Consider the following 18,776-nt stretch of genomic DNA (forward strand, 5'->3'; position numbering starts at 1 on the left):
AGCCACGTCCATCGCTGCCTGAGGGAATAGTGTGTATACAGGCTGACAAAGGCATAGACCAGGCCAACGATTCTGAACAGGGCGCTGCAACACAGAAAGATACCGGCAAAGACCCAGAGCGACGGAAGGACCAATATGAGAGGTGATGAGAGAGAAGCGATACTCATCGGATCGGCGTTCTCCCCACGCGTGGAATTCTACACTCGGCGCTTCTTCGGCGCAGGCGGGCTGGCGGTTAATATCGTGAAATGAGGGACCGCGCCCGATGAGACTGCGCTCGCGACCATCCAAGGGCTTGCGTCAGAGCGGAATTCATGTTCATGGCCAGTCGGATCGGGAGCAAGTATAGCCTAAATTCTACACTCGGGAAAGTGTCTTAGGGCTCACTGCCGTGATAAGGCATGCGGCTTCGGATGGCATGCGACCTTAGCCCGGACCGGCTCAGTTACGTGTGAGAGCTGATCTTGTCCAACTGGACGCCATCGCATAAGGATCTCCTCAGGGCCCGTCGGCTATGAAGGACTCACAAGGGGTCTGATCTCTTAGTTTGGACCCATGCGAGAACTATTAGGCAAGACCACGATTGATTCATGAAGAGGCGACATTCTTCACCTCGTCTATGGTATTTTCGTTCCCCGGTCATGTGACCATCGCCGCCAATCGGCCATGGCCGGTCAATGTGCGGATAGAGTTCGCTGAAGAGGTATGACGTGCAGCCAAATCCCTTGTTCTTTTCGGACCTTGCCACGGTATTCCTTGCCGCCGTCGCCGGCGGTGTACTCGCCCGAATTGCCGGGCAGCCGTTGATCCTCGGCTACGTCCTGGGTGGCATCGCGATCGGTCCATTTACCCCGGGCCTTACGATCTCTGAACCGCATGCCTTCGAGCTGTTTGCAGAGATCGGCGTCATTCTCTTGATGTTCTCGATCGGACTTGAGTTTTCAGTGAAGGATCTGATGCGGGTCAAATGGGTCGCCCTTGCCGGAGGTCCGCTCGGCATTCTCATGTCTATCGGATTGGCCACCGTGGTCGGGAGTCTGATCGGGTGGCCGACCATCCAGAGCATCGTGATCGGTGCGGTCATTTCCATGGCGAGCACCATGGTGCTCGCGCGTCTCCTCGTAGATCGGGGCGAGCTTCGCTCAAAACACGGACGGGTGATGATCGGCATTACCTTGGTCGAAGACGTCGCAGTCGTAGGGATGACGGTGCTCATGCCGGCCCTCGGAGAGTTCGACTCGGGGCGATTGCTTCTGATCGGTCAAGCCTTGGGAAAGGCTCTATTGATCCTTGTGCCAGTGGGATACCTGGGCGCCAAAGTCATCCCACCGATCATGACTCACGTCGCCAGGACCCAGAATCAAGAACTCTTCCTCCTCGTCACACTGGCCATCAGCCTTGGGACTGCCGCCGTCACACAGATGGTCGGACTTTCTCTCGCCTTGGGAGCCTTCCTGGCCGGGCTCATTATCAGTGCATCCGACTATGGACACGAAACCTTGGCCCGGCTTCTTTCGCTGCGTGATGCCTTCGTCGCGCTCTTTTTCGTGACCATCGGTATTCTGATCGATCCGCGCGTTATCCTCAGTAACATTTCTCTCCTTGCTACGATGATTGCCTTGATCGTGGCCGGAAAGCTCTTGATTTGGATGACCGTCGTGCGGCTGTTCGGCTACCCATGGATCACCGCAGTCCTGGTGGGAATTGGTCTCACTCAAATCGGCGAATTCTCGTTTGTCCTTGTGCAGGTTGCAAAATCGTCGGGCCATGTCGGCAGTGAAGTCTACAATGCGACGCTTGCCGCGTCACTCATTACCATTCTCATGAATGCCGCTCTTGTCAGGTATGTGCCCGGCTGGCTCGTTCAGAGACGTCTCGCTCATGATCAACACGACACGACGCCGTGGCCGCCGGAAGGCGAACCGCTCCGGCAGCATGTTGTCCTATGCGGATTCGGACGAGTCGGCAGCGCGCTCGGAAGGGCGTTGGAAGCCTTCAGTCTTCCCTATGTGGTGATCGACCGAAATCCGGACATCATTCGCCGGCTACAAGCCAAGCGTACGGCCTGCCTCTATGGCGACGCTTCGCATCGCGAGTTGCTCACGAAGGCCGGAGCGGCAGATGCGTCTCTGATGATCGTAGCATTGCCTGAAATCGAGCCCGCTGCACTGACCGTGAGTCGCATCCGAGACCTCAATCCAAAAGTTCCGATCCTGGCCCGTGCACATGGACTAGCGGAAGGGGAGCGACTCGGTGTCGTTGGGGCAACCGAGGTCATTCAGCCTGAAGTCGAGGCATCGGCGACCTTGATCCGGCATGCCTTGAACTGGTTTGGGGTACCGAAGGACCGCATTCTGGACTACGTCGAACAGTATCGGCAATCCATGGAAACGAAGCGGCAAACAGGTTGAGGATGTCGCAAAAGCCCTCCAGCGTCGTTTTTGCACCGATCGGTGCTCCTGATGCTTCCCCATCCGCATCAACTCCGATTGGGAATGGACTGCGCGAGCAAGTTTCTAACCGCCGCGTGCGCCAGAATCACCTCCGGTCCCCGTTGCAGCGCATCGTAATATTGTCTGCCGAACGCCTCCCCAGCCTCCGTCGGGGTGAGAAGCTTCCCCACCGACTCAAGCACGGCGCTCTTCTCGTCGTTCGATGGTTCAACGGCCTCGCTAAGTTCGTCAAGCTTGGCCGTTAACTGGGACAACGGACGCAACCAGGCAAACCAGCCATCGTTCAGCACCAACTGCAAGAACATCCCGTTGGACGGAATCCTCCCGTGCACACGCTCGTAGGACATCCGCTCATCGTCCAACAACGCTTTGTGCAGATGAAGAAGGGCCTGAATGAGATTGTGCATTGAGATATCTCTTCCCCTTTGCTTCGGCATACCATTGTCTCCTCGTCGAACTGGTGGTTGTCAGCCGGTAGGCTCGCTGTCGAGTTGATGCGCCTTGCGCCCGCCGCGAGCCAGGGGATGCTCGGGAAGTTGTCCGTCGATCATGAGCTTTGCCATGTCTGCCGCGCGTGCCACCAGCTCCTGCGCCCCTTCCCGAAGTTCCCGGCTGTTCTGGACCTCGATGACGTTCCGCTCCATATCCTCAGCGCTCCAGCCTCTGGAATGCGCGATGAACGGGAATTGCGGAAATTGGCAGCCGACCTCGGCCCAAAACGTCAAGAGTTGCCCGGCTACGCCTTGGACATTGTCCTGCCCGCCCATGATGATGAAAGCGGCGACCTTGTTCTTCAGCAAGTGTTTGCTGGCGATCGTCTCCTGATTCTGAATGCAGTTCAGCCGCTCGATCATCTTGTAGTACAGGCTGCTCGCATTCCCCCAGCGGATCGGCGTGGCGATGAGAATCACGTCGGCCCAATGCACGATGGCTTCGTACACGCGATCGAGCTGATCGCTCGGGTCCATCTGTGTGATCGAACAAGGCCATGTGCAGGCCTGTGCCGATTTGGAATAAAATCCTTCGCAGGCTCGGAAGCTCAAGTCTCGAAGCTTGATGTACTGGATCTCGAGCTGAAGGTCAGTCTTCGCGTGCTCCAAGGCAGTCTCGAGTAGCGCATCCGATCCACTGTAGCGCGGATGGGCGACAGTCATCGCCGTCGTAGAGATGCCTACGACCCGAATCGGGCCAGCCCGGCGAATGACCGGTCTCGCCAAGGGATGCGGTGCATGCACCTGCTTCTTGCGCTTTGTCGCTGAGGAAAGGTCGACGTAGAGTCGACCGTTCTCCACCTTGGTTGCGTAGGCGGGAACCTGATCTTGCTCATAGCCGGGTTCTCCTTGACCGGTTCGATGATGAAACTTCCAGTAATGCCAGGGGCAGACCACGTAGTCGCCCTCGAGAGTGCCTTCGCCTAACGGGCCGCCCACGTGATTGCAGACTCCGGAGATGGCGGCAAACGCGCCATCCTTGTGCGTCAGTGCGATGGCCGTCGTCCCGCACACGACCTCCTGCAAGGGCTTGTTCTTCAATTCCTCGACAGACCCAACATCAATCCAGTTGCTCTCGGGCATCAATATTCCTCGCAGTGTTTGTCTCGACTCACGTTCCCATTGGAATAACGGCCCCGTTGATCTGGCTGGCCTCATCGGACGCGAGATAGATCAGCGCCTGGGCAACGGATTCAGGCTTGACCCACGTCGAGGGATCCACATCAGGCATGCTGTTCCGATTTGCCGGCGTATCGATGGTGGTCGGCAATATGCCGTTGACCATGACACCAGACCCGGCCAATTCCGTCGCGAGCGCGCGGATCAGCGCCACAAGTCCTGATTTCGACACGATGTACGCCGCCGCACCGGGAAAAGGTTCGACCGCGGCACGGGCAGCGACATGGACGATCCTCCCACTCCGCCTTCCCAGCATATGTGGCATGACCGCCTTGGAAAGCAGGAACGCCGACGTGAGATTCAACGTCAGCATTCGCTGCCACAAGGGGACGTCCGTCTCCGCAGCACGACCCAGGGCAAAACCACCGACCAGGTTGACCAGGGCATCGATGCGGCCTTCCATCCGCACGACCTCCTCGACAAGCCGCCGCACATCGCTTTCATCGGTCACATCGGCTGCGACCGCGACCCAGCCATCCGGTTGGCCTGCAGATCCATGGCGATCAACTGAAATCACCCGCGCCCCGGCACGCACGAACGCCGGAACGACGGTGTGTCCTAGGGCTCCGCCCCCTCCTGCAATCAGCACAACTTTCCTTTCCAATCCCATTGGATCGCCTCACGAATGACAGGCGCCATCAGGCCGCAAGATAGTTCGCCGCGCTAGTGATCTCCCGTTTGGATCGCGGCGGCCACCGGCTGTTCTCGACCAGACTCCTGAGGCGACCAACCACCGCCTAACGCTTTGTACAGCTGGACCACCGATATCAGATATAAGCGGTGGGTCGTCGCGAGCGCCAATTCCGCGTCGAACAGGTTCCGTTGCGCGATTAAGACATCCAAATAGTTCGCAAGGCCGCCTTTGTACCGGAGATTTGCCAGGCGCAGGGCCGCTTTCAGCGCATTCACCTGTCGCTCCTGCGCAGCCGCCTGTTCACGTGCCATCGCGACCCCTGCCAGCGCGTCTTCAACTTCCTTGAAGGCTACTAAGATCGTCTGTTTATACTGGGCGATCGCTTGCCTGGACTGAGCTTCGGCGGCCTTCTGCTGAAATCCAAGGCTTACCGCATTCAACAAGGGACCGGTCAGCGTCGGACCGAAGGCTGCGAAGTCTCCTCCGGCCGTGAAGAGTTTGGATAAGCTTGGATTGGCAAGGCCAAGAAGTCCGGTGAGCGAGACTTTGGGAAAACGATCGGCTTTCGCGGCTCCGATTCTGGCCGTCGCCGCAGCCAGCTGCTGCTCTGCCTGGACGATATCCGGCCGCCGCTGCAGCAATTCGGATGGGAGACCGGCCGGCACGATGGGCGGCACGACTTGATCGGTCAACGATTGCCCCCTGGCGATCTGGCCTGGATTCCTCCCTAGTAACACACTCAGTTCATTTTCTTTCAGAATCACTTGGCGCTTCAGATCCGCAATGCGCGCCGCCGCGTTTTCCCGTTCCGCTTGAAACTGTTCGACATCCAGCCCGTGAATCAGTCCTTGCCGGTGGCGAGCTTGGCTGATTCGCACGGACTCGTCCCATGCTTTCAACGTGCGTTCGGCAATCTCCAGCTGCAGATCGAACTGCCGAAGGTCGAAATAGGCCTGCGCCACTCCACCGACCAACTGCAAAACGATCGCGCGCCGACTTTCCTCCCTGGCCAGCAGATCACCGCGGGCCGCTTCATTCGACCGGCGGATCCGTCCCCACACATCAATTTCCCAAGCGAGATTTCCCTGCACGTAGTAGCTGAAGGGACTCGGGAATCCTGCGAAACGGACTCCGCCCGACCGTGCAAAGGGGAAATTGGCCGTCCCCGTCATTTGAGGAATGTAGTCTGTCCGCGCGATGAACAACCGCGATTCAAACTCTTCGATCGTCGCGACGGCGCGTTCGAGATCCTTGTTTTCCTCCAACGCAATACGGATAAGCTTCTGAAGCTCCTCATCACGGTACAATTCCCACCAGGGCATATTGGCGAGAGACGGGAGGTCAGTGGCTTCTTTGGCCATGCGAAACGAATCATTGGCCGGAATATCAGGGCGCGAATAATCGGGCCCCATTGCGCAGGAAAGCAGTACGCTCGAAAGGCCTAACAGCGGGAGGATACGCATATCAAAGTCCTCCTTGCACAGAAGCCGAAGCGAGCCCGGTACGGTCTTCTCCGGTTCTGTCTTGTTGGACAGGTCGGGGAGCCGGCTTTCCCAACATTCGGATCAGTGTGAAGAACAAGGGGACAAATAAGACGGAAAGAATCGTCGCCGCGATCATTCCTCCGAACACACCGGTCCCGATCGAATGGCGGCTGGCCGCGCCGGCTCCACCGGCGGCGACCAGCGGCACCACGCCAAGAATAAAGGCCAATGAGGTCATGAGGATGGGTCGGAACCGAAGTCGGGCCGCTTCCACCACGGCATCCCTCAATGGAAGACCGTGCTGGTACCGTTGATTCGCAAACTCCACGATGAGAATGGCATTCTTGGCCGCAAGCCCGATAAGCGTCACCAAGCCGATCTGGAAATAGATATCGTTCGTCATTCCCGACAACCATACCGCCGACAAGGCGCCGAACACTCCAAACGGGACGGCCAGGATCACGGCGAACGGAACGGTCCAGCTCTCGTACTGGGCAGCCAGCACCAAGAACACCATGAGCAACCCGAACCCAAACGCGACAATCGATTGAGAACCGGCCTTGCGTTCTTGATACGATATCCCGCTCCAATCGATGTCGAACCCCTGAGGGGTCAACACCTCTTGCGCCACCCGCTCCAACGCATCGAGCGCCTGGCCCGAACTGTAGCCTGGCGCCGCCGAACCCAAGACAAGCGCAGTATTGAATCCGTTGAAGTGGGTCACGGGGTCTGGCCCGCTGGAGTAGTTCGTCGTCACCACGGTGTCGAGCGGAATCATAGCAGGGCCTTGGCCGTTCACGGCTCGAACATAAATCTTGCTGATATCGGCCGGGCGGGATCGATACTGGGGCTCCGCTTCGGTCTGGACCCGATAGACACGGCCGAATTTGACGAAATCGTTGATGTACAGGTTGCCGAAATAGGCTTGAAGCGTGTCGAACACTTCGGAGATCGGCACCCCGAGCGCCTTGGCCCTCTCCCGATTGATCTTGGCGTGGACTCGCGGGGCGCTCACGCGGAAACTCGTGCTGACCGCTCCAATCGCCGGGTCCTGACTTGCCTTTTTGACAAACTCCTGAGCAACCGCGCCAAACTGTTTAAAATCCCCGCCGCTCGGGTCCTGCAGTTGGACGGAGAAACCACCGGTGGCACCCAGGCCCCGAATCGAAGGAGCATTAAACGCTAGGATCAGCGAACCGGGAATCTTACCGAATTCCTTGAACGCCCCTCCGATCAGCGCCTTGACATGGTCCTGCCTTCCCTTCCGTTCATCCCAATGTTTGAGAGGGGCAAAGAGAGTCGCCGTATTGGTGCCTCTGGTATTAAAGACGAAGTTCTGTCCCGACAGCGCTTGTGTTGCATAGATCGCAGGAAGGGTATGATAGTACTGCTCAATTCGATCGACGACTGCGTCCGTCCGCTTTTTCGACGCCCCATCCGGCAGCTGAACGACGGTAATGAAATATCCCTGGTCCTCTTCCGGCAAGAAGGCCATGGGAATCACCGCAAATAATTTGACTGCGACACCAATCACCACCCCGCACAGCGCCAGTGAGAGGGCCATGTGCTTCAACGTGAGACTCACGCTTGTTGAGTAACGAGCTTGAACCCACTCGAACAGCCGGTTGAACAATCCAAAAAATCCTTTACGTGGCCCATGGCTCGGCTTCAGCACCAGAGCGCCGAGAGCGGGACTGAGCGTCAAGGCGACGAACCCCGAGATCGCGACGGAGACCGCAATCGTGATCGCAAACTGCTTGTACAATTGACCGGTGATCCCGCCGAGAAATCCCACCGGCACAAAGACCGCGCACAACACCAGCACAATGGCAATCACGGGCCCGGCCACCTCCCCCATGGCTTTCTTAGCCGCGTCCTTCGGCGATAGCCCACCCGCCATGTGACGCTCCACGTTTTCCACGACCACGATGGCATCATCCACCACAATTCCGATGGCAAGCACCAAGCCGAAGAGGGTGAGGGTATTGATGGAGAATCCGAGGGCGGCCATCCCCGCGAAAGTTCCGATCAGCGAGACGGGAACCGCCAAGACAGGAATCAACGTGGCGCGCCAGCTTTGAAGAAAGAGGTACACCACCAGGACGACCAAGACCATGGCTTCTCCCAAGGTCTTCACCACCTCCTTGATGGAGACATCGACAAAGCGTGTCGTGTCGTAGGGAATGTCGTACGTAACGCCGGGTGGAAAGACCTTGCTCAGTCTGTCCATTTCTCCGCGAATTCGCTTGACCGTGTCGAGGGCGTTCGCGCCCGGTGAAAGAAAGGTGAGAAGCAGCGCGGTAGGCTTGCGGTTGAAGCGACCTTCGAGCACATAGGATTGCGCTCCCAACTCAACCCTCGCGACGTCTTTGAGTCGAACCATCGATCCGTTCGGCAGCGCTCGAACGATCATCTCTTCGAATTCGCGCACGTCGGTCATGCGTCCCTCGGTGATGAGAGGAAGCGTGAGCTCCGTGGGAATCGGCATGGGCTCGCGTCCGACGGTTCCGGCGGGAAAGTCACGGTTCTGCTCGCGCACGACATTCGCGATATCGGTCGGTGTCAGACCCAACTGCGCCATGCGCACCGGATCGAGGACGAGACGCATGCTGTAATTCTGTTGTCCGAAGACCAGCGCATCGCCGACTCCGGGCAGTCGCTTGATATTGTCGAGGATTCGCAGGATCGCGAAATTCGATAGGAACAGTGCATCTTGCTGCGGATCGTCCGATTTAAGCACCATCACCGTCAGTAGATCAGGCGACAGTTTTTTAACGGTCACTCCCTGACGGACGACTTCCGGCGGAAGTTGCGGCTCGGCAAGCTTCTGGCGGTTCTGGGCCTGAACTTGCGCGATATCGATGTTCGTCCCGATTTCGAACGTCAGCTTGATGGTCATGTGACCGTCGTTCGTGCTCGTCGAATCGAAGTAGAGAAGCCGATCGATGCCGGGCAGCTGCAATTCGATGGGACGTGCGACCGATTCCGCGACGACATCTGCGCTCGCACCAGGGTAATCAGCGTCGATCTGTACCACCGGGGGAGTGATCTCAGGAAACTGAGCGATGGGTAGAGCCAGCATTGCCACTAGCCCCACCACAACGATGACGATGGAAAGGACCGAGGCAAAAATCGGCCGATCGATGAAAAAACTGAGATTCATTTTGCCTGTTCCACGCCGCCACCGGCCGGCGTTGGAGGCGTATCAGACTTTGTCGAGGCCACCGTGACGGGTTTGACCTGAGCTCCGGGCACGAGTCGTTGGAATCCCTCCACGATGACTCGCTCCCCGGCACGGAGCCCGTCCTCGATGAGCCACTGGTCCCCTTGCCAGTCCGTGGCTTTCACGTCTCGAACTTCCACTTGATCGCCTTGACCGACGACATAGACCACCGCGCCCTTTGGACCCTGCTGGACCGCGCGTTGTGGAACAAGAATGGCGTTGGGCTTCGATACTCCATGGAAGCGCACGGTCACAAACTGACCGGGCAATAGCACCCGATCAGGGTTCGGGAACACGACCCGCGCTTGCCGGGAACCCGTCTCCGCCCGTAACCCGATATCCGCAAAATCCAACACGCCGTCATGCGCATAGGTGGTTCCATCCACAAAAATAGCGGTGCCCGTCAAACTGTAGATCCCGGGGTGCTGTATCCGTTTTGAAAGGGTGTCCCGACGTCGCTTGAGAAGAAAACTCTCCGGCGCGCTCACGATGACGTACATGGGATCGACTTGATGAATGACGGTCAGCAGGTCCGTCTGTGCGGTAACCAACCGCCCTTGGTAGTACCGCGTACGCTCGATCAGGCCGTCGACCGGAGCCACGATGAGCGTATTGTCCAAATCGAACTTGGCCTTGAGGAGATCTCCTCGTGCAGCCTCCAGCGCGGCCCGTGCGGCAAGATCTTCCGCGATCGCGTCGTCGACATCCTTCTGACTGACGGCATCCTCAACCAGCAATGGCTTGACACGGGCCAGATTTTGCTTGGCCTGCACGACGCGGGCCTCGGCTTGCGCGACTCGTCCTTTGGCGCTCGCGAATGCTGCCTGGAAGGGCACAGGATCGATCTCGTAGAGGCGATCACCGTGCTTGACGTCGCGTCCCTCGGAAAAGAAGCGTTGCTTGATGATGCCGGTGACTTGCGGACGAATTTCGACGATGCTCGATGCTTCGGCCTGCCCGATAAACTCCGGTTCATCAGGGACGGTCTGAGAAGTGGTTTCGATGACTTGGACTTCAGGAGTCGGGCGAGGCGCCGAAGAGCCGGCTTCGCCTTTGCACCCGAGCAAGGCGGAGGCTCCTATCAAAAGAACACCGCCTAACGTGAGTCTTTTGCGGATCGTCTCGTTCATGACCTTGCCCACCTATCGATGCTCAGTATGGGCTACTGAATCGCCGATCCACAACAGCAACCCGATACGCCCGTCTATGACTTCGATTCGCCAGTGCGCAGACTATCCAAATCTGACCTCTATGCGGAAACTGATCAGACCCTTGCATGTGACACCACGCGCCGAGTGATCAGTCGCCGAACTCGAAGATGTCGTGTGCGTCGGTCACCACACGCATGCCGGTGATACCGGCGGACTGAATGTCCCCGCTCGCGAGATGCAACCGACCCTCTACGACCGCTCCGGCCAACCCGTGGCGGGGCATCGGCATCATGGGAAGTTCTGACCAGCTGTTCGTCGCCGGATCATAGGCCTCCAACGCGCGAAACGCCGCCATGAGATGCCCATCCTGATGTTCTCCGCCGGCCACATAGATTCGTCCTTTGTAGACGGCCCAAGCTCCCCCGCTTCGCTCGGTCGGCATGCGTGCTTTCACCAAACCCCACTGGTCGGTGAGGGGATCGTACTCCTCGACCACATTGGTGTTGCTCGCGGTAAAAATGAAGGCACTGCCCAGCCGACCACCGATCACGTAGAGCTTGTCATTCACCACTCCGATGGCCGCATGGTTTCGCGCCGTCGGCATCGAGGAACGTTCGGACCATCGGTTGGTCTTCGGATCATATTCTTCGACGGTGGCCACCGACCGATGGGGCCGCGCCGGGTACAATGCGGTCTCGCTTGAGCCAGGATGCAGCGCCGCCCCACCGATCACGTAAATCTTCCCGTTGACGGTCGCCGCGACCGCGGAGCCACGTTTCGACGGCATCGGTGCCAATGCCTTCCAACTATCATTAATCGGGTCATACTCCCAGGCATGGTTGATCGGCACCCAGGCCGGTGGCCCGGATTCGGGCGGAACGAACCCGCCGAACGCATAGAACTTTCCATTGAGCTCCGTGAAGGCGACATGATGAGCCGGCAAGGCCATCGGCTTTTTCTTCGTCCACTTGTTCACCTGCTGGTCGTACTCATACACGAGGCCTTGAGGGATCCAACCCGGACCAAGTCCGCCGAAAACATAAAACTTGCCACCAATCGATCCACCGACAAGTTCCTCCGAGGGTTCCGGAAATGCAGGACCCTTGATCCACTTGCCGGGGGCTTGTGCAATAGCGGGAACGCCGAACATGAGCGTGCTCATCATTGCAATCAGCACAAGTGCCTGCATAAAGCCCTCCATGCTATGTGCGGGTGCCGGCTAAAAGAACCTGCCCCTCTTCAAGACGTGCGCACACCTCCGTGGTATTGCCAAAGACGCCGGCCGAAAACGACGAAGAAGGAGTCAGTCCAGCGCGTTGCTACGCCGGGAGTTCATAGGGCCAATCCGATCTGTTTCATGAAGGTTTGGTTATCCCACATCAACCACTCCTCATCCATCACGCCATCCTTCCAGTGTCCGATGGTCACCATCGTCAGTTTGAACGACTTGCCGGTCGGAGCGATTGTCCGGCCGTCGCCGATCGGCATGGGCTTGCTGAACGTGCCTTCCATGATGCCGGTCACCGCTGTCCAGTCACCCGACGCGATTCTGATAGGATGTTCCTTGATCCTCGTATCCGGCGCAAAGACGAACATCGCCTTGAGATCCTCGATATGCACATCGATCCCTGTCGTCATTCGGCCATCGGGCCAGTGGACAATTATGTTCTTGGCGTGGCTCTTTCCAAGCTGCTCCCACTTCTGGCCACTGTAGACGTTGAAATCCAGATCATCGAAGTTGGCAAGGTTATCCCGCTCCTTGGGATCGAACGCTCGATCGGCGGCATACCCTGTCGGCAACATCGTGAGCATCGTTGCCACGAGTCCTGCCACCCCAAACTGAAACCAGGTTGCCGCTCGCATGATGTGTTCCTCCTAGAGAGCCGACAAAACAGTCAGGCTCCGATTCAATAACCCACAGTGAACCGCTGGCGGATATGTTTCGGCTTCTCCATCTCATCAATCATGGCCACGGCGTAGTCTTCGACCGAGATGCGGCTCTCTCCGTTGGCATCTCTAAGCAACTGATCCGTGCCGAGACGGAACTTGCCGGTGCGCTTTCCGGGTGACAGATCGGCAGATGGAGACAAGAAAGACCATTCGAGGCTTGGTTCTTCTCGCAACAGGTGCAGAGTTTCGCGAGTCGCAAGCGCTCCCTGCTTGTACTCCGCCGGGAACTCGGGAAGGTCAACGGATTGGACACCGGGCTTCACTTCTAAACTGCCCGCACCCCCGACAAACAGCAATCGTGTAATTCCAGCCTTCTTGACTCCATCAATAATGGCTCGTGCGCCCCTGATCTGAAGATTGTAGATGTCCGGATTAGTCCATCCCGGATTGAAGGCACTGATCACAACATCATGGACTGCCACCAACCGGGCCACTTCGTCGGAATTGTAAACGTCTCCTTTCAGAGGGTGACACTTCGAATGCTGTTGCAATTTCTCCGGATCCCGTACGATGGCCGTGACCTCATGGTCGCGATCCAATGCTTCCTTCAAAATGGCCGATCCGACGAACCCCGTTGCTCCGATCAATGCGATCTTCATCATGGATATCCTTTAGCGATGCGCATCAGTGCATAGCTTTGAGCGGTATAGGCATGCATGAACGGCGGCGTAGGCTCCTCCTCGGTTAATAGGCTATGCACGCACCAAGATTGGCGGCCCGATCACGAACCACTGCTACTTTCTGTACATCACTCCACCTCGATCGTCACGATCGCTTCTGTTCCCAGTGCATCGTGGTCGTGGCTTGCGGCTACCAGCTTGATCTCGTGCGAGCCGCGTGTGAGACCCTTCACGACGCCTTTGAACCCCTTTTGATATTCACCATCCACGTAACAATGGATGTGCGTTGCATCAGTACCCTTCGGCAGCTTGTATCGCACTTCGACGGAATCTCCTTTTATCACTGCACCCTGTGTCGGACTCACAATCGTGAGCCGTTTGCCCGCGCCATCAGCTGTCCAACCGTCAACGCCAAATCCCAATGACAACAAGCCGATCAGCACTGACATCATGACTACACGAATCATTTTGCACCTCTTTGAATGGTTCTTGATATCTGAGTTCCATATTGATGAACAATGACCGCACCTCTTCATGAGCGACACAGCACCACCGAGCCATCTTCATTCTGATGGGGATTCCATACCTCTCTCTTCAGAGAATCGAGCGAATGGTACCACCGTCCACACGAAGCGCTGCACCGTTGGTCGCGGAGGACAGCGGGCTGGCGACAAACGCTACGAGAGCGGCCACTTCCTCAGTGGAGGCAAACCGTTTGAGCAACGAGCTTGGACGGACCGTCTCAAAGAATTCCCTTTCCACCACCGAAGGCTCAACGTGACGCGACTTCGCCAGATCGCCGACGAACTTCTCGACGCCTTCGGACTTCGTCGGTCCCGCCAGGATCGAATTGACCGTCACAGCCGTGCCGGCGGTGGTTTCCGCCAGGCCTCGCGCCAGCGCCAGTTGCATAGTTTTCGTCACACCATAATGGATCATTTCCACCGGGATATTGACGCCGGATTCGCTCGAGATAAAAATGATCCTCCCCCAGTTTTTTGTCCTCATCTTCGGCAAGTAATGGCGGCTCAGTCGCACGCCACTCATGAAATTGGTTTCGATAAGCGTTTGCCAGTCTTCATCGGAGATCTCCTCAAAAGGCTTTGGCTCATACGAACCCAAGTTGTTGATCAAAATGTCGACCTGAGGAAAGGCATTCACGGCTTGCGTCACCGCCTTCGCTGCACTTAGATCGGCGATGAGCGGTTCGAGCTTCACGTGAGGATATTTCTCCCGGACCTTTCCGATTGCCTCGGTTACCCGCTCTTTCGATCGACCATTGATAATCACCGCCGCGCCCTCCCCGGCCAGAGCCGCAGCAATAGCCAAACCGATACCTCCGGTCGAACCGGTCACGAGCGCGAGCTTGCCCGACAGTTGTAAGTCCATGCGTGGAACCCCTCTCAATCAATGAAATGAACTTATAAATTCAGCGGCTTGATCGGCGCCATCACCGACGCCGGATTGTTTCGCCACACCGATTCGTCCGCATCCACATAGAGCTCAACCTCATTCCCATCGGGATCTTTGAGATAGAGACTTTGGCTGACCGTGTGATCGCTCATGCCATCGATCGGAACTCCTGCCTGCTCCAAGTCCCGTTTTGCCTGACGCAGTTCGTCAAGACTGTCTCCCACTTTGATCCCGATATGGTAGAGGCCACGGCGTCGCCCACTCGGCGGCCCAGGGACATCGCCGACTTGAATCAGCAGCAATTCGTGATGCGTCCGACCGGATGTCAGCGCAGCGGCTGCCCCATTAAAGATCCGTGCGACTTCCTTGAAGCCCAACAGATCCCGGTAAAAGCCGAGCGATCGATCAAGCTCTTTGACGTAGAAGACCACGTGGCCCAAATACTGTGCTTTCATAGTCCCTCCTCGTGTGGAAGGTTCCAACGTGTGATGACGCGCGTTTCACGCTCAAAGCCGAGCACGCTTATCGAAGCAGTGCGGAGGACGAACAACCGTCCCGCGTCAGGTGACAGACCGAGCCAGCAGGCGGCGAGTATGCGTAGGATATGGGCATGCGCGAACAGCACCACGTCGCCGTCCGCCGCCAGCGCCCGCTGGATCACCCGTTGGGCTCGGTGCCCGACCAGCTCGATCGACTCACCCTTGGGAACAGATGCCGTCCAGATCGACCAATCAGGCTGTTCCGACCTGATCTCCGATGTCGTTCTTCCCTCATAGACACCATAATCCCATTCGAGCAGGTCATCGCTCATACTCGCTGCCTCGCCGAAACCGGCCAGCCGGCAGGTCTCGCGTGCCCGACGTAGCGGGCTGCAGAGCACCAAGGCAAATCGTCGGCTGGCCAGAGATCGACCCAGGGTGGCCGCCTGGCGCTCACCCGTCGAAGTCAGCGCAATGTCGGTCCGCCCCGTATGCCGCTTCGCCACGCTCCATTCAGTCTCACCGTGCCGGATCATCCACAGTTCCTGGCTCGGCTCACTCATGTTTTCCACTTGCTGCTCTCACAATTTAATTTGATCTTCTGCACACCCTGGCCTAGTCGGACACTAACTATTCGGAGATTAGGTCTTCCTCTCCAATGCGCGATCAAGATTGAACGCGGCACTGATCAGCGCCAGGTGTGTGAAGGCTTGAGGGAAATTACCGAGCGCTTCCCCGCGAGTTCCAATCTCTTCGGCATACAGCCCTACGTGGTTGGAATAGCCCAACATCCGTTCGAACAGGAAGCGTGCCTCTTCAAGTTTGGCTCGATCGACACGTCCCGCCCGCGCCAGTGCTTCCACCAGCCAAAACGTGCACATGTTGAACGTTCCCTCTTTCCCATGCAGACCGTCTTCACCCGTTTCGCTGTCGTACCGATACACCAACCCATCCGACATCAGCCCACCGAATTTCGGTGAGCGAGTAATCGCCGCCAGAGTATCGAGCATCCTCGGATCGTTCGGCGAAAGGAAGAACACGAGCGGCATGATGAGATTCGAGGCGTCCAACGAATCGCTGTCGTAGTGTTGGACGAACGCCCGACGCTTGGCATTCCATCCCTTCTGCATGATCTCTTCGTAAATCTGATCCCGAACGCGCAGCCAACGAGTGCGATCGGCTGGAAATGAGCGTTTGTCTGCCAAGCGAAGGCCCCGATCCATCGCCACCCAGCACATCAATTTTGAGTAGACGAACTGCCGGCGCCCGCCCCTGGTTTCCCAAATCCCTTCATCCGGCTGCTGCCAGTTGTCGCACAGCCAATCGAGCCGATGCTTGATTCTCATCCAGGTGTCGTGACCGATCGGCAACGCGTATTTGTTATAGAGATATGCGGCGTCGAGCAGTTCGCCGTAGATATCCAGCTGCAGCTGATTGTACGCACCGTTGCCGATCCGGACAGGCTTTGCGCCGCAGTAGCCATCCAGATGGTCGAGCGTCTGCTCCGTCAAGTCATGACGACCATCGATTCCATACACGATTTGAAGTGAGCCATCCGCCTCGACCTCCTTGGTGCGCGCCGCCAGCCAATTCATGAAGCGGTCTGCTTCCTCGGTGAACCCGAGTTTCAGAAAGCCATAGACAGTGAAGGCCGCGTCACGCATCCAAGTGTATCGGTAGTCCCAATTGCGGACGCCCCCAGGGGTTTCGGGCAGACTGCAGGTCGGTGCGGCCACAATGGCCCCGGTCGGCTCGAAGGTCAGGAGTTTCAGGCAAAGTGCGGATCGATGGACCATTTCCCGCCATCGCCCTGTGTAGGTGCATCGCGACAACCAGTGGCGCCAATACTTCACAGTCTGCTCGAACAATTCATCGGCTTCGCTCGACGACGGACAAGAACCGCAGCTTTCGTCGGATTCGATGGGTCTGAGAACGAAGACGGCTGACTCACCCTCCTGCAGAACAAAGACCGACCGGACTCCCCGATCATCCTGGGTGAGGGGAATATCTGTGGCCAGTCCTAGGCTGAGATCCGGTGAATGAAAACAGGCTCCTTGCTTCGTCAGCCGCGTACGATGAGGAGTCCGAGCGTAGTTGAAGGCCGGATGGCAGCGAACCTGAAACTTCATACTCCCCTGCGTCACACGAACCCGCCGAATGAGCTGATTCTGCCATGGGGATTCCGGAGACAGACCGACCGGCATGAAGTCCAGAATCTCGGCGACGCCGTTCGCCGCATGGAACCGGGTCACAAGCACGTTGGTTTCCGGCCAGTAGAGCTGCTTCGGGGAAATGTCCGTGTCGACGGCGGTGATCTCAAACCGACCGCCTTTCTCATCGTCGAGAATGGCGGCGAACACACTGGGTGAGTCGAAATGGGGAAAGCACAGCCAATCGATCGATCCGTTCAGACCGATCAGCGCCGCCGTCCGCATATTGCCGATCAAGCCATGGTCTTTAATCGGTAGATAGGCCATGGTCTCACACCGGATTGCTTGCTACACGTTGTTGGAAGCTCTGAGATGGCATCTGCTAGCCCCTTCTATTTTTCTTTGACGCGAAGACAAGCCCGGTTTTCTGCACTTCCTGGTAAGGTAGAAGCCATACCAACGATTCATCGCTGAGATCCCCAACCTGAATACGATTGCCCCAAGGATCTCGAAAGTCGCAGCGGAAATTCGGCTGGAGCTTCAGCTTGTACTTGTTGGTCAGCTTACGTCGCACCTCTTGAATCTGCTCCGCATCGCGGACCATGAGACCGAAGTGCTTCGTGCGATCCGGCTGGAGCGTATCCACTTCGAAAATGGCCATAAATTGGTGCTCGCCCAGCTTGCACCATGCGGCCCCCTCGCCACCTTTCAGCATTTTCAGACCGAATACATCCGAGTAGAACTTCACCGCTTTCTTAGCATCGGTGACTTCGATCACGACGTGATTGCAGCCATACACCTGCACCGCCATGCATACCCTCCTTATGGTCGACAGAGCCCCGGGCGCCTGCTTCCCCTATCGCGCACCGCCTGACTCCAGTATACGGATGATCTCATTGAACCCTTTTCGCCGGGCATGCTGTAGTGGTGTGACCCCTTGGCCATCCGGGAGGTTCACGTTGGCCTTGGCAGACACCAATAAGCGCACGATCTCCTGGTGCCTTGGTCCGCCATCGCTGAGCACGATTGCCTCCAAGAGCGCCGTCCAACCCAACTTGTTGACATGATCGACGTCGATATCCGTCTTGAGCAGGGCTTCAACCGTTTCGACGTGTCCGCGCTCACAGGCCGGAATCAGAGCCGTCCCGCCAAAACGGTTATAGACTTTGAAATTCGGAGCGGCCTGCAGCGTGAGCGTGAGAATTTCGAGATAGCCATTGGCGCCTGCCAGGAGCAGCGGGCTATCGAGCTTATCGTCCTGTACGTTGACATCCGCGCCGGCGGCAATCAGCAGTTTGGCGCTTTCAATATGATTGTGCGCAGTGGCCGCAAGTAACGGCGTACGCCTATGGGCATCTCGAACACGGACGTCGGCCCCCGCCTCCAACAGTCGTCGCATGGTTGGGATGTCGTTATGTTCTGCCGCAACAATCAACGCACGATCGTCTGCTGCCTTTCCGACTTGGCTATACACATCAGCCGCGGCGGCAACAAGCGTCAAACACGCTAACCCGGTTCTTTGCACGGCAGTCATTGCTCACTCAACCAG

Annotated in this window: 17 protein-coding genes; 1 reads left to right on the top strand and 16 read right to left on the bottom strand. The window is 57.6% G+C overall.

Annotated elements, in window-relative coordinates; all coding sequences use genetic code 11:
- The first annotated feature begins 710 nt into the window (after window positions 1-710).
- A complete protein-coding gene (locus H8K03_07520; GenBank protein ID UVT21735.1) occupies window positions 711-2,411 on the top strand; it encodes a cation:proton antiporter in 1,701 nt (566 codons plus the stop codon).
- Between the two features lie 68 nt (window positions 2,412-2,479).
- Here the strand turns inward: H8K03_07520 and H8K03_07525 are convergent, their stop codons facing one another.
- From H8K03_07525 to H8K03_07600, 16 genes are all read right to left on the bottom strand, one after another.
- The gene (locus H8K03_07525; protein UVT21736.1) at window positions 2,480-2,890 is read right to left on the bottom strand and encodes a hypothetical protein; all 411 of its coding nucleotides are present in this window, start codon (window positions 2,888-2,890) and stop codon (window positions 2,480-2,482) included.
- A gap of 30 nt (window positions 2,891-2,920) precedes the next feature.
- Window positions 2,921-4,027, bottom strand: a complete 1,107-nt coding sequence (locus tag H8K03_07530; protein UVT21737.1) for an NAD(P)H-dependent oxidoreductase — start codon at window positions 4,025-4,027, stop codon at window positions 2,921-2,923.
- Window positions 4,028-4,055: 28 nt separating this feature from the next.
- Complete coding sequence (locus H8K03_07535) at window positions 4,056-4,733, bottom strand: SDR family oxidoreductase (protein UVT21738.1); 678 nt, start codon at window positions 4,731-4,733, stop codon at window positions 4,056-4,058.
- A 53-nt stretch (window positions 4,734-4,786) separates the two neighbouring features.
- Entirely contained in the window at window positions 4,787-6,220 is a 1,434-nt protein-coding gene (locus tag H8K03_07540; protein UVT21739.1) for an efflux transporter outer membrane subunit, read from the bottom strand.
- 1 nt (window position 6,221) lies between these two features.
- Complete coding sequence (locus H8K03_07545) at window positions 6,222-9,404, bottom strand: multidrug efflux RND transporter permease subunit (protein ID UVT21740.1); 3,183 nt, start codon at window positions 9,402-9,404, stop codon at window positions 6,222-6,224.
- Complete coding sequence (locus H8K03_07550; GenBank protein ID UVT21741.1) at window positions 9,401-10,594, bottom strand: efflux RND transporter periplasmic adaptor subunit; 1,194 nt, start codon at window positions 10,592-10,594, stop codon at window positions 9,401-9,403. The genes H8K03_07545 and H8K03_07550 overlap by 4 nt, the downstream gene beginning before the upstream one ends.
- Before the next feature lie 169 nt (window positions 10,595-10,763).
- Complete coding sequence (locus tag H8K03_07555) at window positions 10,764-11,804, bottom strand: hypothetical protein (protein UVT21742.1); 1,041 nt, start codon at window positions 11,802-11,804, stop codon at window positions 10,764-10,766.
- Window positions 11,805-11,947: 143 nt separating this feature from the next.
- Window positions 11,948-12,478 (bottom strand): ester cyclase, encoded by a 531-nt coding sequence (locus H8K03_07560; protein UVT21743.1) that lies wholly within the window; start codon window positions 12,476-12,478, stop codon window positions 11,948-11,950.
- 44 nt (window positions 12,479-12,522) lie between these two features.
- Window positions 12,523-13,164 (bottom strand): NAD(P)-dependent oxidoreductase, encoded by a 642-nt coding sequence (locus tag H8K03_07565; protein UVT22409.1) that lies wholly within the window; start codon window positions 13,162-13,164, stop codon window positions 12,523-12,525.
- A 149-nt stretch (window positions 13,165-13,313) separates the two neighbouring features.
- Window positions 13,314-13,652, bottom strand: coding sequence for a hypothetical protein (locus H8K03_07570; protein ID UVT21744.1), 339 nt, complete (start codon window positions 13,650-13,652; stop codon window positions 13,314-13,316).
- A 127-nt stretch (window positions 13,653-13,779) separates the two neighbouring features.
- Window positions 13,780-14,574: an SDR family NAD(P)-dependent oxidoreductase gene (locus H8K03_07575; GenBank protein UVT21745.1), complete on the bottom strand. Its 795-nt coding sequence runs from the start codon at window positions 14,572-14,574 to the stop codon at window positions 13,780-13,782.
- A 32-nt stretch (window positions 14,575-14,606) separates the two neighbouring features.
- Window positions 14,607-15,053, bottom strand: a complete 447-nt coding sequence (locus H8K03_07580) for a VOC family protein (protein UVT21746.1) — start codon at window positions 15,051-15,053, stop codon at window positions 14,607-14,609.
- Window positions 15,050-15,640 (bottom strand): histidine phosphatase family protein, encoded by a 591-nt coding sequence (locus tag H8K03_07585; GenBank protein UVT21747.1) that lies wholly within the window; start codon window positions 15,638-15,640, stop codon window positions 15,050-15,052. Before H8K03_07585 ends, H8K03_07580 begins: the two co-directional genes overlap by 4 nt.
- Window positions 15,641-15,718: 78 nt before the next feature.
- Window positions 15,719-17,554 (bottom strand): glycoside hydrolase family 15 protein, encoded by a 1,836-nt coding sequence (locus tag H8K03_07590; protein ID UVT21748.1) that lies wholly within the window; start codon window positions 17,552-17,554, stop codon window positions 15,719-15,721.
- A gap of 55 nt (window positions 17,555-17,609) precedes the next feature.
- Window positions 17,610-18,038 (bottom strand): VOC family protein, encoded by a 429-nt coding sequence (locus H8K03_07595; GenBank protein ID UVT21749.1) that lies wholly within the window; start codon window positions 18,036-18,038, stop codon window positions 17,610-17,612.
- A gap of 45 nt (window positions 18,039-18,083) precedes the next feature.
- On the bottom strand, window positions 18,084-18,761 hold the full coding sequence (locus H8K03_07600) for an ankyrin repeat domain-containing protein (protein UVT21750.1): 678 nt from the start codon (window positions 18,759-18,761) through the stop codon (window positions 18,084-18,086).
- Window positions 18,762-18,776: the final 15 nt, after the last annotated feature.

This window comes from Nitrospira sp. (genome assembly GCA_024760545.1).
Lineage (GTDB): Bacteria > Nitrospirota > Nitrospiria > Nitrospirales > Nitrospiraceae > Nitrospira_D.